The sequence below is a fragment of the Mesorhizobium sp. P2_F8 genome (assembly GCF_056403655.1).
The window spans coordinates 313942-329211 of sequence record NZ_JBFUFB010000007.1; the positions used below are offsets into that span (position 1 = coordinate 313942).

Below are 15270 nucleotides of genomic sequence, written 5' to 3' on the forward strand. Positions count from 1 at the left end.
CGGGCGCCGGATTGATCCGGCGCCCGCTTCACATTGGGCCTGCGGCCTTCAACGTCAGACGAAGTGGAAGTCGTCCGCCGGATTGTACCCAACCACTGTCCGCCCAGCGCCGTCGTCTGCTACGGTGAAGCTGTCCGCATCGTAAGTGCCGATGATGTGGAGCGTGGCATCATGGGTGCCGTCCGAAACAGTCAACGTTCCTCCACTTCCATCCTGGTTTGCCTGATAGACAGCGGATGTTCCGGTGCTGAACCAGATATCTCCGAGGTCTACTTTGTCGTCATTGGTGATGCCGGCGATGCTTCCGCTGAAATCAAATGAATCATCCAGCCGCAGTGTGCCGGCTGCATCCACACCGAAAATGACGTCTGCGGACGAGGCGGCGTGAAATTCCAGCTGTGACATGTTTCCAATGATGGCATCGCCGTCGCCGGTAACCTGACCACCTATCGCGACATTGCCGCCATTGGCCCAGATCAATCCGGAATTGGCGACGGCACCGTTGATCGTCAGGCCACCCGATCCCGTCGCCTCCAGCGTTCCCGAGTTGACGACGGTGCTGCTGCCGGTGTCGATAACCAGTGCATGGGTGCCGGTGGCGATGATCGTGCCCTGATTGTTCAGACCCAGCAGGCCGCCGCCGAGTTGGCCAGCGCCGGAGATGGTGTTGTCGACATTGGTCAAGGTGACATCGGCAGCCGTGCCCGAGATCACGTTCGCATCGCTGTCGGACAGGACGATCTGTCCGCCACCTTGCAGCGTGATACCGTGCTGGATCAGCTGCAGCAGGGTGTCGTTGCCGGCCGATTCGAGCGAGATAAGGCCGGTATTGTTGATTGTGCCGCTCAGTGGCAGCAGCGCGCCGTCGCTGATCGTCATGGTCCCGGCATTGTTCATCACTGGCGTCTGGTCGAAGACGAAATTGCTTCCTGTGAGCGCGCTCGAATGCACCCCGTCGAGCGTGATCGACTGGCCATCTCCAAGCGTGATCATCGCATTGCCGTTGGCATCGTCCGCCATGTGCGCCTGGACGTCGGCGAAGCTCGCAAAACCGGCATAACCGATGAGATCGACATGGTCGGCGGCCGTGTCGAAGTTGTGCACCGTGTCGTTGCCAATCGGCTGCGAGAAGACGAATAGGTCGTTGCCATGCGAGCCGGTCAGCACGTCGTCGCCGGACCAGGCAAAAATCGGCGAACCCGACGCATAGGCTTCGACATTGTCGGCGACGAACTTGGTTCCGATCGTGCCGTCTGCATTCGTCCAAGTCATCGAGACGTCTAGCAGAGCCGCCCCGCTGAATTCGGCCGGCGTGGTGACCGTCAGCGATTGCACATCGTTGCTCTGAACTGTCCATGTGCCGTCGCCGTTGTCGGTACCCCCGCTGATGCTCCAGCCCACAGGGACGCCGGAGACGACGACCACGATGGCATTCGCGACATCCCCCGAAGGGTTCGTTAGGGCCAGATTGATAGGCTCTCCGGCAACGCCGGCGGGCTTTACGTGGGTGTTGGTGATCAATGTGGCAAGATTGGCCACTGTGACCCCGGAGAGATCGACAAGAATGTCGTTCGCCGAATTCGGGGTGGCACCAACTTGTTCGTAGACATAGGTGTGGGCCGTTCCGTTTATCGTAGCGGTGAACGCCACCGTCGCACCCGCAGCGCCGATATCGTTGTTTTGCAAATACTGAACTGCAGCGGCGACTCGCGACGTGTCGGTGGCACTCAGATTTAGCGCTGCACTGAAGCTGTTGGCATCATCAAAGGTGATGATGCCGTTCGAAATCGTGTGCGACTTTATGGTTTGACCACTAATGGTCAGCGTCGAATCGGTTCCATTGACGTTCGCGCCCGTCGCGGCTGCCGGGGTCCCTTGCAAATCGAGGAAGTCCGCGGCCGAGGCAAAATCGGTAACCACATCATACCCTGTGATCGTACCGGCGTTGCCGCTACCTCCGACAATGGCCACCGATTGTCCGGAATTGACGATGAAGGTGTCCGCACCTCCGCCACCCGTTACGGTGTCGGCGCCGCCGCCGCCCGTAATGGTGTCGTCTCCGTTGCCTCCACCGCCGTTGATCGTGTCATTGCCGGATCCGCCGGTCAGGGTGTCATCACCGCCGTTTCCGGAACTGCCGGTAATATTGAAGGCCCCGGTCGTGACTGCGCTTGCGTCGACGACAAGGTCTCCGTTTCCTGTAATGCCGGAACCGTCAATCGTCAGCGTTCCGTTGTTCTGGAAGGTGGACGCGAAGATGAACGTGTCGGTATGATTTCCGCTGTTGGAATCGATAAAAACGAGCGATTCGAAGTTCGTGAGCAGCGTAGTACTTCCCGTGCCGTCCCCAAATGTATGGGTCCCGAGGCTGCCGTCGGATATCGTCAACGTATCGTTGCCTGAACCGCCCGTTATCTTGTCGCCATTGTTCAAAGTGGCATCTGTTCCATTTACGTTGTTTGTGCCGGAGGTGTAGAAAACGGTATCTGTGCCCGTCGTCAGCGTGAACGGATTTGGGCTGTTTACGGAATTCACGGAAATTGCAATCGTGTCCGTGTCGGTTAGCGCTCCAGCGTCGCTGGTTGCGATCTGGATGGACGCCGAGCCGCTGAAGCCCGATGTCGGTGCGAAACTCAGCCCATTCAGCGCAGCATTGATGGCGGCATCCGTACCGCTGAACGTCATCGTGCCGTCAGAGGTGCCGTCGCCGACTGTGAACGACAGGCCAGAAGTGCCGTTGAGCGTGATGGCCCCGTTGGTTGCGGCCAGCGTCACTGTATGGCTGGTATTGTCCACATCAGTAACACTGATGGCGTTGCCGTTCGCCGTGCTGAACACCTTTGCCGTGTTCGTGTTGGTCGTCTGTGCAGCTGGCACACCATTCGCGGGCGCGTCGTTGGCGCCGTTGATGGTGATGACGAGCTGTGCTGTGTCGGTAAGGTTGCCCGGATCCTTGACTGTGTAGGTGAAGGTGTCGGTCAGCGTGCCGCCGGCATTGAGCGGCTGGACGGAGGCATTGCTGTTGTTGACGGCATAACTGTAGCTGCCGTCGGGGTTGAGCGTCAGCGTGCCGTACTGGCCTGCCAGCGCGGTGCCGACCGTGCCGCTGGTGCCCGAGCCGGCCTCGGTGCCGGTGCGGATCGCCGAAACCAGCAGCGAGACGGTGGCGTTGTCGACGTCGCTGTCGGCTCCCGGCCCAGTGGTGATAACGTTGCCGGTCGCATTGGTGCCTGCGGTGCCGTTGGCGGTGCCGCCCGCCTCAGTGGCCGACCCGGTGTCGTTGGCCGCTACGGGTGCGTCGTTGACCGGCGTGACGCTGATCGTGACGCTATGCGAGACACTGCTGTCGGTGCCGTCGCTCGCAACGACGCTCACGGTCCGAGCCGTCGTCGTCGGCGCGTCGCTGGTGTTGTTGTAGACGATCCCGTCGAGGATCGTCTGGTAGGTGGCCTGGGAAGCCGAGCCGGTGATCGACAGAATGCCGGTGCTTGCGGTGTAGAGCACCGTCAGTCCGGCTGCGGCCGCCGTGGCGCTGGCGTTGAGCGACAGGGATTCGATTGCATTCCCATCGGGTCGCGCCGTCAGCGTCGCGGTCAACGACGTCAGGTTGGCCGAGTCGACGTCCGTCACCGTCGCCAAAGGCGCGATCACCAGGGGCGTCTGCTCGGTGAACGAAGCTGTCGCGTCATTGCCGGCGCCCACGCCGTTCAGATCAATGACCGACGCGTCGTTGGTGCCGGTGATGGCAAAGTTCACCGCGGTGCTGGCGGTGCCGGTGCTGCCGTCCTTGACATAGACAGTGAAGTTGTCGCTGACGCTGGCGCCCTGCGCCAAGCCATTGGTGTCGGTGTCAGCGTTGTCGAGAGCGTAGCTCACCACGCCCGTGCCGGTGGTCAGTGTGGCGGTGCCGTAGGTGCCGGTCTTGGTGTAGGTCACCCCGCCATTGCCGGTAACCCAGCCATTGGTGGTCAGTGCCGTGGCGTCGTAGACAGCCGCGTCGCCTGCGTCCACATCGCCCTTGGTCAGCGCGATGCTGGCCGAAGCCGTACCCGGTGTACCAGCGCCGGCTTCGACCAGCTGTACGCTCTGAGGGCCAGCGGTGACAGTTGGGCCGTCGTTGGTACCGGTCACCGTGATCTGCAGCGTCGTAGTATTCGACACCGCATTGAATGGATCCTTGTCGGTGTGGATGAACGTGTCTACCGCTGTGACCCCCGCGGCGAGAGTGTTGGCGGTGTCCGCCACGTAACTGTACGAGCCGTCGGCATTCAGCGTCAGGTGACCGTAGGTGCCGGCGAGCGAGCTGCCGACTCCGACGCCCTGCGTTACTGCGCCGGCGCCCGCGACCACACCAGATACCACCAGCGTGTTGTTGGCATTGTCGACGTCGGTGTCGGCCACCGATCCACCCGCGGTGCCCCTGATCACGCCATTCGCGGCGGACACAGTGAGGGTCTGATCTTCCACCACCGCTCCGGTGTCAGCATTGGCGACCGGGCTGTCGTTGGTGCCGGTGATGGTGATGGTGACGGTYTGCGTCGCCGTCGCRCCCTTGTCGTCGGTGACCGTGGCGGTGAACGTCTGCGTGTCGCTCTCGCCCTCGGCCAGATGATCGGCCGCACCCTGATTGAGCGCGAAGCTCCAGGCGCCCGTCGTCGGGTTGATCGCAAACGCGCCATAGGTGCCCGTCGCGTCGCCGCTCCAGGTCGCCGTCGCGCCGTGGTCGACATCCGAGGAGGTCAGCGTGCCCGACGCCGACGGCGTCCCGGCGACAACCGTGCCGTTGTCCAGRTTGCCGGCCTCGACAACCGTGCCGGCATCCTGGCCGACCGCCGTCGTGATCACCGGGCTGTCGTTGGTGCCGGTGATGGTGATGGTGACGGTYTGCGTCGCCGTCGCRCCCTTGTCGTCGGTGACCGTGGCGGTGAACGTCTGCGTGTCGCTCTCGCCCTCGGCCAGATGATCGGCCGCRCCCTGATTGAGCGCRAAGCTCCAGGCGCCCGTCGTCGGGTTGATCGCAAACGCGCCATAGGTGCCCGTCGCGTCGCCGCTCCAGGTCGCCGTCGCGCCGTAGTCGACATCCGAGGAGGTCAGCGTGCCCGACGCCGACGGCGTCCCGGCGACAACCGTGCCGTTGTCCAGGTTGCCGGCCTCGACGACCGTGCCGGCATCCTGGCCGGCCGCCGTCGTGATCACCGAGCTGTCGTTGGTGCCGGTGATGGTGATGGTGATGGTGGTCGAGGAGGTGGCCCCATTGGCATCCTTGACCGTGTAGGTAAATTGATCCGTCGCCGTGGCTCCCTGAGCCAGCGCATTAGTGTCGGTATCGGCGTTGTTGAGCGTATAGGTATAGCTGCCATTCGACCCGATGGTGACCGTACCGTAGGTCCCGACCACTGCAGAGCCGACATTGCCGGCGCCTCCGTTGACGGCCGAAACCGTCTTGCTGTCGCCACTGTCGACGTCGGTGTCGTTGGTCAGCACATTGCCGATGGCGGAGATGTCGCCGGCGAACGGCGTGTTGCCGGGGTTGACGCCGGCCTCGGTGACCGCATCGCCAACATTGGTGTCGGCGACGGCGATCGGGCCGTCGTTGGTGCCGGTGATGGTGATGGTGAGCGTGGTCGAAGAGGTGGCCCCATTGGCATCCTTGACCGTGTAGGTAAACTGATCCGCCGCCGTGGCGCCCTGGGCCAGCGCATTGGTATCGGCATCGGCATTGTTGAGCGTATAGGTGTAGCTGCCATCCGACCCGATTGTGACCGAGCCGTAGGTCCCAACCACTGCCAAGCCGACATTTCCGGCGCCGCCGTTGACGGCCGAAACCGTCTTGCTGTCGCCAACGTCGACGTCGGTGTCGTTGGTCAGGACGTTGCCGATGGCGGAGGCGTCGTCTGCGAACGGCGTGTTGCCGGGGTTGACGCCGGCCTCGGTGACCGCATCGCCAACATTGGTGTCGGCGACGGCGATCGGGCCGTCGTTGGTCCCGGTGACGGTGATGGTCAGCTGCGCAGTATCCGTAAGCCCGTGCGGGTCACGGACGGTGTATGTAAACACCTCAGTGACGGTGACCCCGTTCGCCAGCGCATTGGTGTCCACGTCGCTATTATTGAGGGCGTAGGTATAGGTGCCGTTGGCATTCAAGGTCAGTGAGCCATAGGTGCCCACCAATGCAGATCCGACCGTGCCAACACTTCCTGATCCGGATTCCGTACCTGTCCGGACCGCCGACACGACCAGCGACGCCTGGCCGTCGTCGGAATCCGTGTCGTTGGTCAGCACATTACCTGCCGCTGCGGCGTCACCCGCAAGGAGTCCATTCCCCGGGCCAACGCCGGCCTCGCGCACTTGGTCGGCAGCGTTAGTATCGTTGAAGCCGACGGGCGAAGTTGGATCGAGACTGACTGAGACCTGCTCGATCGCGGAGACTTTGAGATTGATCGAAGTGAATGTAAATTCTGCTTGACCTGCCTGGCCCGTATTCGAGTTCGAGTTTGCGGAAATAAAGGCACGAAACTGGGCAATTTCACCGTTAAACGCCGCCATAAACGACGCATTGGAGAGTTGGTCATTGCTTAGATAGATAACGAGCGTATCGATCTCGGCAGTGCCTTTGGCAGCATTGCCGTTGCCGCCGTCGTAGACGTCGTAGCCGGAAAAGGCCGTTTGTCCGGCCGTTATCCCCGTGCCGAAGAATTGGCTGCCAATCTTGTACTGATTTTCCCACGCTCGATAGATAAGCGTGTCCGCTCCAGATCCGCCCAAGACCGTATCGAAACCACTGCCTCCATCGAGCGTGTCGGCGCCTGACCCGCCATTCAGGCGGTCGCTTCCAGCGCCCCCCAAAAGCACGTCGTCTCCGCTACCGCCGACCAGATTGTCGTTGCCGATCGTGCCAATGGTCGTTGCCATGTCCTAACCCCTATCTCGCTCGTTGTTCTTGTCGGCCAAGAACTGCCGACGTCGACCTGCCGCCTGTGGCGAGGTCGCTCAAAAATTGTGAAGCTGTGCAAGCAAGTTCGCCTTCGCCAACAAACGGGTTAATCCCGGGCGAGAGCGCCAGGGCCAATGAGTTCGCGTTCAAAGCAATGACATTTGTACCGACACCAAAGGCCCACGCTGGCGAGCCCGCCCAATACCTGATGTCGGCTGAAACCTTACAATCGGCGTCCCCGGGTCTCTTTGTGTCGGCCGAGGCTGGGAACCAATCATCGATAGGACAAAGTACGATCCCGGCTGAATCATTGCTCAACGGATCGAGAGAAACAGCGGCCAGCGGCGTGGAAATGAAGATGGTCGTATTTTCGGCAAGACCGCAGGGTCCGTCTCCGGTTAGCGGAGTATTTGTAAACGATGTCGCAGTTGCGTTGGCATCTGTGCTCTGACAAGAAGCCATTAAACCCCACCCCCCTTTTACTCTACATCAGCACAAAACAGATGCCCCATCATCTATTTGTGTGCCGCATCCGACGGCTATCTAATCTCCATTTAAACGTGTTGAACGGTCGATATACTGTTTCTAACGGACGTCTATTGTCAGCGCATAAGTCCTCGAACGGCCAGTTATCAACATGGCGGTCCACAGACAGATCTTGGCCAAACAATGGTAGCTGCGACGACTATTCTGCTCGCGCTGCGTTCCCCTTTAGCCCTTACGGCGTCGCCATTTCCTGATTGCCCGGTCAGGTCTTGTGTTAGGCGACGCTTATATTAGCGCATTCTTAACGCTAACGAAGAGTAAGCGTCAACATCCAAAAAGAGGTACAGTTAACAGCCAAAAGCATCAGCAGGGGAGCCGGCGCTCGCGCGGGAAAGTGGCAGCACGATCGCAAAGAACAAGTCTGATCGAAACGCGGTGCGATCCCTTCTGCCGCTATCCGACGAGGTTCCTAGTGTGGGCGCGCTCGTCGCTTTACCTCCATGGTCCCGCTCAGAGCAATGGGGTACTTGCCGGTGCACCAGTCGTTAATGTGCAGTTCCCTACACGACGTCCATTGCTCGGGGCGGCGGCGTGACGCCTCACCTAGACACGGAGAATGTGCTACATATTATGATACAATCACCCATCGCGTAGCGGTAGGTCCGCCGTTCGCCTGCTTCTCGGTGCTACCTAGCTCAACTCGTTGCGCGAAGAACGATACGGGAAGACATCTGATTTTAGCCCACGAAAAACCCGGTAAAATCAGTGATCTGAGTATGTCCTCCGGGCCCACCAACTTATTATAAATCAATGGCTTATGCTTAATTCTTTGAGTTTGAATTGGGCGTTTTGGGGTAAGTCTCTGCCTTTTGGGTGAAATAGTTTGGGCCCGTTCGTCAATTTCTCCTTCTCATCGATGGCGCCTGTCACCCGTAGCTCAAGAATTCCGGCTTCGAAAGACCTCCCAGCGATGCATGCGGCAATCGGCGGCCACGACGTCCAATTAGGCTGGTTGATACGTCGGCCGACAGCTCAAAACACGCGAAGGCGCTCGCTATTTGGTTGGCTCGGCCGATCCACGAGGAATCGATTTCCTCGCGATCCAGATCGTGATGCTGCTTCGTTAGCTTTTGTCTCCTGACCAGAACGGGTTGAACTGCGGGTATGTCGTTGGCAACCGGGGGCATTCCGGAAAGCTCAATGAAATGAAAGTCTCACCGACATAAAGATGAGGCAGGAGACATCTGGCTGAGCGAACTCCAATTCCTAGGGACGTCCGCTTTTTGACGGACCGCTCTGTTAGCGCCGTATGTGCCGACCCTCGCTGATTTTTGAAGTGCCGCGGCTATCGAGCTTGCGGCCGGGAGGAGACTTGGAATGGACGATATCAAATTCACGACCGGCTTGAGTGCGGTGGCCGATGCCCGGGTCGCCTTTCGCGGTACGCCCTTTGTCGAGCGTACGGCGCCGTTGAACCAGAACGCATTGTGGATGCGCTGGGACAGGAACATGGTCGTCGATTCCTATTCCGACATGGTCGAGGAGCTGGCGACGATCCGCACCAGAGTTGCCATGGGCGACATGTCGCCACTGTCGAAATATGTCATTGCCGGTCCGGATGCCGAAAGGATGATGGATGCGCTCATCCCACGCGACATCAAGAAGCTGCAGGTCGGCCAGATCTACTATGCACCGTGGTGCGACGACAACGGCCATGTCGTCGGCGACGGTCTGGTTTTCCGCATGGATGAAACCACATTCCGCGTCTCCGCCGATCCCGGCCCATCCTGGTGGAAGCAGCATGCCGAGGGCCTCGACGTCCATGTGACCGACATATCCGATAGCTACGGCATCCTCACCTTCAGGGGCCGCGTTCCCGCGAAGTGCTGGAGGCTGTCACGCAATCTGTGCAGGAATTGCCGTTCTCTCGCTTGGCTATTGTCACAATTGCCGGCAAACAGGTTGAGATACTGCGCCAAGGTTTTACCGGCGAGCATGGCTATGAATTGTGGGTCAAGGCGGACGACGGCGCCGCCGTGTGGGACGCGGTTGAGGCGGCGGGCGAGCCTTTTGGCATCCTTCCCGTCGGCGCCTGGGCGCTCGACATCGCGCGTCTCGAAGCCGGGCTGCTGATCGTCGGCTACGACTACACAAGTGCCGGGCCAGACCATGGCGGCGCCGGCATCCAGGCAGCGGGGAAGTATCGCGCGTCGCCGTTCGATCTCGGCCTTGGCCGGCTGATCGATTTCCGCAAGGCCGATTTCATCGGCAAGGCGGCGCTGCAGCGCATGTCGAACACAGGTGACCATCGCCAGCTCGCCGGGCTCGAGATCGACTGGTCGCGAGCCGTCGACGGCAAGGGGATCGAGAGCGATGCGCCCGGAAATCTGCGGCGCGTGCAATGGTACCCACTGAAAGCTTTCCACGACGGGAAGGAAGTTGGGCACGCCAGCAGCGTCGCCTGGTCACCTTCGACCGGCAGGATGATCGGCTTCGGCCATCTGCGGCGTGAGGCCGCCGAGATTGGCACCGAGCTCACGCTGAAGTGGAACAGGGATGGCGTGGCAGTCGATGTAAGCGCGCGTGTCGTGGCGCTGCCGTTCCTGTCGCTAAAACGCGCCGCCAACCGTTAGCGAACGCTGTTTCAGAACTGAGAGTCCAGTCGTCGCATCCTCCCATGACGACAAGCCGGGCAGCTGGTCTGCCTGGCTCCCATTCCCGCGGCCGCCACGCGCCGCGAAATCGCCAAGCTGGTCGGGAGAGACCTGGAAAGATCATGAACGATATGCGCCAAGAGCTTATCCAGACATGCGGTTCGGCTGCATTTGCGTTCGACGCGGAGGTGTCGATCGAACTGGCGCCGGCGCAGGCACGCACGTTTGCGCCACAAGCCGACTGCTTTCCGCTTGGCTCGCGCGTCTTTCTTACTCACCTTCCCGGCAAGCCCGAGGCTTTGCAAATAGAAGCAGCTTGCCGGATCAAGGAGTTGGGCTTTGTGCCGGTGCCACATCTGGGCGCGCGGAACTTCAATTCGGAGCAGGACTATGTCGATCTTGTCACCGCCCACAGTCGAAACGGGATAAGCCAAGCGCTCTTTCTTGGCGGCAATCCTGCTCTCTTTCCGGGGCCGTTGGGAGAGGCAACCCAGTTGCTCGCCCATCCCGTGGTCAAAGACAGTACGATACGAACCGCCTTCGTCGCTGGCTATCCGGAAGGGCATCCAAGCATCGTCGAAGCCGTGCTGACGGACGCATTGCGGCGCAAGCTCGACATCTGTTCCGAGCGGTCGCTGGAAGCCAGGATCGTATCGCAGTTCGCCTTCGATGGCGAAATGATCGCCGCCTGGGCAAGCAGTCTGCATGCGGCGCATCCCGCGCTGCCGGTTCATGTCGGTCTGGCCGGCGTGACCAGCCTTACCAAACTCATCCGGTTCGCCATGATGTGCGGTGTTGGTCCTTCGATCGCGGCGCTTAGGCGTTCCGCAAGCGGCCTCTTCAACATCGTGGCCGACCGGAACCCAGCCGAGATCTTGGAAACCATGGCGGCAAGCTACCCGGCGCCGACCGCGCCGCTACACCTCCATTTCTTCCCATTCGGTGGATGGGAAAAGACGCTTGCCTGGTTGTGCGATTATCGCGAGGCGTGCTGGCCGCTGGTCAACGAACGATGAATTGCGCACCGCTCCGACTGTCCTTCATTCTAACGCTGTCCTGCGAGGACCAGGCTGGTATCGTGGCAGCGGTGACCAACGCACTTGCCAGTCTTGGCACCAACATCGTCGAGAGCAGCCAGCATTGGGATCGAACCTCTAACCGCTTCTTCATGCGCATCGCCTTTTCGGCGCCCGCTTGGACGTCTGCGGATGCGATCGAGAACGGACTTGGCCCGGTTGTAGGTCGCTTTGATATGTGCAGCCAGCTGTCTGACCGCACCCGCCGACCGAAAATCGTCATCATGGTCTCGAAATTTGATCATGCCTTGCTGCACCTGATCTACCAGATCCGCGTTGGCTGGCTCGAAGCCGACGTCGCAGCGATCATTTCCAACCACGACGACAGCCGGGAAACCGCGGCGTGGGCCGGTATTCCGTACCACGTTCTTCCGATCTCGAAAGAAGACAAGCAGGGCCAGGAAGCCCGGATACTGGCGGTTGTTGAAGATGTCGGCGCAGACCTCGTCGTCCTGGCGCGCTACATGCAGGTGTTCTCCGACGACCTTGCGGGACGGGTGGTGGGGCGGGCCATCAATATCCACCATTCGTTCCTGCCAAGCTTCAAAGGTGCGCGGCCGTATCACCAGGCTTACGAGCACGGGGTCAAGCTGATCGGTGCTACGGCTCACTATGTGACCGCCCAACTCGACGAAGGACCGATCATCGAGCAGGAAACCGAGCGGGTAACCCATTCCATGAGCGTCGAGGACTTTATCGCGGCGGGCCGCGATATCGAAAGTCGCGTTCTGGCGCGTGCCGTCAAACGGCACCTCGAAGCCCGCGTGATGATCAACGGACGAAAAACGGTTGTCTTCGCGTAAGGCGGCAACACCGTCCGACGTGTGGCGGCGCTCATATCAACAGGAGAATCAGATCATGAAGAATGGAACGGCGCATCTCTTTATCCCTGGTCCAACCAACATTCCCGACGCTGTCCGGCGGGCCATGAACGTAGCGATGCAGGATATGCGCGCGCCTGATTTTCCGGAACTGGTCCTGCCTTTGTTTTGCGACCTGAAGCGGATCTTCAAGACCGAGACCGGCAGCGTCTTCATCTATCCAGGCTCGGGAACCGGGGCCTGGGAAGCCGCAATCTCCAACACGCTCAACCGTGGCGACCGGGTGCTGATGTCGCGTTTCGGCCAGTTCTCGCATCTTTGGGTCGACATGGCCGAGCGGCTGGGGCTGAAGGTCGATTGCATCGATGTCGAATGGGGTGAAGGCGTTCCGCTCGACGCCTACCGGCAACGCTTGGGCGACGACAAGGGTCACGAGATCAAGGCGGTGTTCGCCACCCACAACGAAACCGCGACCGGCGTGACGTCCGATATCGCCGGCGTCCGTGCCGCGCTCGACGAAACCGCTCACGGTGCACTGCTTTTCGTCGACGGCGTCAGCTCGATCGGCTCGATCGATTTCCGGATGGACGAATGGGGTGTAGACCTCGCCATCACCGGCTCGCAAAAAGGGTTGATGCTGCCTGCCGGTCTCGGCATCCTGGCGGTGAGCGCCAAGGCCCTGGAAGCGCACAAGCAGTCGCGCATGGAGCGCTGCTATTTCAGCTTCGAAGACATGCAGGCGCCGTCCAGGACCGGCTTCTTTCCCTACACGCCGCCGACGCAGTTGCTGCTTGGATTAAGGGCTTCGCTAGATCTCATCTTCGCCGAGGGGCTCGAGCAGGTATTTGCCCGCCATCACCGGCTCGCCGAAGGCGTACGTCGCGGTGTCCATGCGTGGGGACTGGCACTCTGCGCCAGGGAGGAAAAATGGTGGTCGGATACGGTTTCAGCGATCGTCGTTCCCAATGATGTCGACGCCAGGGAGGTCATCGCTAATGGCTATTCCAGATACCGCACTTCCTTCGGCGCCGGGCTGAGCAAGGTTGCCGGGCGGGTGTTCCGCATAGGCCATCTCGGCGACCTCAACGAGGTCATGTGCCTTGCCGCGCTTGCTTCGGCGGAAATGTCGCTGCGCGACGCCGGCGCCCGGATCGAAGCCGGTTCCGGTGTCGCCGCCGCCCAGGAATGGTACCGCGCCGAAATCGGCCAGGCTCTGCAGCCGCCACACGAACGCGCAGCTTGAGAGGACCATTGTCATGAGCAAACCCAGGATAATCGTTACGCGTCGATGGCCACGTGAGGTCGAACATCGTCTCGCCGACCAGTTCGATGTCACGCTGAATGAAGCCGATCGGCCTTATGAGCAGCATGAGCTACGTGAGGCCTTGCAGCAAGCCGATGCGGTGCTGCCGACCGTGACCGACCGGCTAGGCGCCGATCTCTTTGCGGGTGGCGTGAGAGCAAGAATGCTTGGCAATTTCGGCGTCGGCTTCAACCACATCGACGTCGCCGCGGCCAAGGCAGCGGGATTGGTCGTCACCAACACGCCCACGGTCTTGACCGACGCCACTGCCGACCTTGCCATGACGCTGCTTTTGATGTGCGCCCGCCGTGCCGGAGAAGGCGAACGCGAACTGCGTTCCGGCAAATGGACCGGCTGGCGGCCAACCCACCTCTGCGGCACCCAGGTCAGCGGCAAGACCGTCGGCATCATAGGCATGGGAAGGATCCTCGTCACCTTCGTGCTCAACGCGCCCGAAAGCGGGGAGCGCGCGCTGAAGACGGCGCACCCTTAGGGTCTTTGCTAACATCATGCGGCAGCGGCCGAGTTAACCCTCGGTCGCCGCCGGTGCTTGAACCACGCAGGTTCGCTCCCCAATGGCGATCCGTGTCGCTGCGGCACACGAGCAAATTGACATCAAGGTCGTCGCGGAAAGTGTCGAGTCGATAACTGGTTGCGTGAGATCGAAAAGACCCTTCCGCGCCTGCAATTTACCCTGAACCAACAAATGTCTGAGGAGACGACACCCATGAAAGCGATCATTGTGACGAACCAGTCTGCGGGAACGGTCGGCATGACACTGGTGGAGCGGCCCAAGCCACAGGCAGCGATAAACGACGTCGTCGTTCAGGTTCATGCGTCGGGCTTCGTCCCGACGGAGTTGGAGTGGCCTTCGACCTGGACCGACCGCCACGACCAGGCGCGTACGCCATCGATCCCTGGACACGAACTGGCCGGAGTGGTCATTGCCCTGGGGTACGGCACCACGGGTCTTTCAGTGGGACAGCGGGTGTTCGGTCTCGCCGATTGGTATCGCAACGGCACACTGGCGGAGTATATTGCCATGGAAGCACGCAACCTCGCGCCGCTGCCAGGCGACGTCGATTTCACAGTGGGCGCGAGCCTGCCAATCTCGGGTCTGACCGCGTGGCAGGGACTCTTTCAGCACGGCCGTCTTCAGGCGGGGCAGAGCGTCCTTGCACATGGCGCAGCTGGCGCTGTCGGTTCGATGGTGACGCAACTCGCACGAGAGGCCGGCGCTTATGTCATCGGCACGGGGCGCGCCGCCGACCTTCAGAAGGCGCTGGATTTCGGCGCAAATGAATTCATCGACCTAGAGAACGACGCCCTGGAAGACGTCGGTGGAGTCGATCTGGTGTTCGATGTCATCGGCGGGGACATCCAGAAGCGGTCCGCAGCTCGGATCCGGGCCGGAGGAACGCTGGTGACCGTCGTCGGCCCGGCCGAGGCGCGGCCCGCAGACGGCCTGGCGGTTGACTTCGTTGTCGAGTCCGATCGCGCCCAACTGAGTGAGATCGTCCAGCGGGTGCGGGACGGGCGACTGCGGACGAACATCGGCAAAGTTTCGGCCCTCGACGAGGCCGTTGCAACCTTCAACGCGAGCGAGCGACACACGGGGAAGACCGTCATCCGTGTTCGTCCGTAAGAACTTGAGCGGATGGATGGACCTCGGCATTGCGGTACGGAGCACGTAGCGGGTACGACGTCCGCACGCGTGTATTCGAGGCTGCACAGAACGCTGGCAAGGTGTAAGTCCGGGACGGATCAGGCGTGAGACGGAGACTTCCCGCTTCTGCGTCAAGACGCGTCGCGGGAAGCGCTCAACAGATCACAGCAACGCGAAGCGCCTCCACTCCCGCCTGACCTGCTGAATCTCCAGGAGGATTTAGTGGCTTCTGCCTCGTGACCGAAACTCTAAAATCGGTCAGGCTAAACCTGTTCTTCTGATCTCCATGGCTTCTTGCCGCGCAGGCGGTTCCTAAGCCAGTGTCCGCTA

The 15270-nt window shown here is 60.9% G+C and carries 6 protein-coding genes and 2 pseudogenes; 7 read left to right on the forward strand and 1 reads right to left on the reverse strand.

Annotated elements, in window-relative coordinates:
- Window positions 1-54: 54 nt before the first annotated feature.
- Entirely contained in the window at window positions 55-6912 is a 6858-nt protein-coding gene (locus tag AC1DZP_RS19455) for a VCBS domain-containing protein (RefSeq protein ID WP_477304638.1), read from the reverse strand.
- Window positions 6913-9001: 2089 nt separating this feature from the next.
- Here AC1DZP_RS19455 and AC1DZP_RS19460 point away from each other — a divergent pair.
- From AC1DZP_RS19460 to AC1DZP_RS19490, 7 genes and pseudogenes are all read left to right on the forward strand, one after another.
- Window positions 9002-9516: pseudogene (locus tag AC1DZP_RS19460) on the forward strand (aminomethyltransferase family protein); the annotation flags it as partial.
- A gap of 192 nt (window positions 9517-9708) precedes the next feature.
- Window positions 9709-10053, forward strand: a complete 345-nt coding sequence (locus tag AC1DZP_RS19465) for a glycine cleavage T C-terminal barrel domain-containing protein (RefSeq protein ID WP_477304836.1) — start codon at window positions 9709-9711, stop codon at window positions 10051-10053.
- A gap of 209 nt (window positions 10054-10262) precedes the next feature.
- Entirely contained in the window at window positions 10263-11090 is an 828-nt protein-coding gene (locus AC1DZP_RS19470) for a methylenetetrahydrofolate reductase (RefSeq protein WP_477304640.1), read from the forward strand.
- The gene (gene purU / locus AC1DZP_RS19475) at window positions 11087-11953 is read left to right on the forward strand and encodes a formyltetrahydrofolate deformylase (protein ID WP_477304642.1); all 867 of its coding nucleotides are present in this window, start codon (window positions 11087-11089) and stop codon (window positions 11951-11953) included. The genes AC1DZP_RS19470 and purU overlap by 4 nt, the downstream gene beginning before the upstream one ends.
- Window positions 11954-12008: 55 nt before the next feature.
- Window positions 12009-13214 (forward strand): aminotransferase class V-fold PLP-dependent enzyme, encoded by a 1206-nt coding sequence (locus AC1DZP_RS19480; protein WP_477304644.1) that lies wholly within the window; start codon window positions 12009-12011, stop codon window positions 13212-13214.
- 13 nt (window positions 13215-13227) lie between these two features.
- Window positions 13228-13701: pseudogene (locus tag AC1DZP_RS19485) on the forward strand (NAD(P)-dependent oxidoreductase); the annotation flags it as partial.
- Window positions 13702-14001: 300 nt separating this feature from the next.
- Window positions 14002-14919 carry an NADP-dependent oxidoreductase gene (locus tag AC1DZP_RS19490; RefSeq protein ID WP_477304838.1) on the forward strand — a complete coding sequence of 306 codons (918 nt, stop codon included), beginning with the start codon at window positions 14002-14004 and terminating at the stop codon, window positions 14917-14919.
- The last annotated feature ends 351 nt before the right edge of the window (window positions 14920-15270 follow it).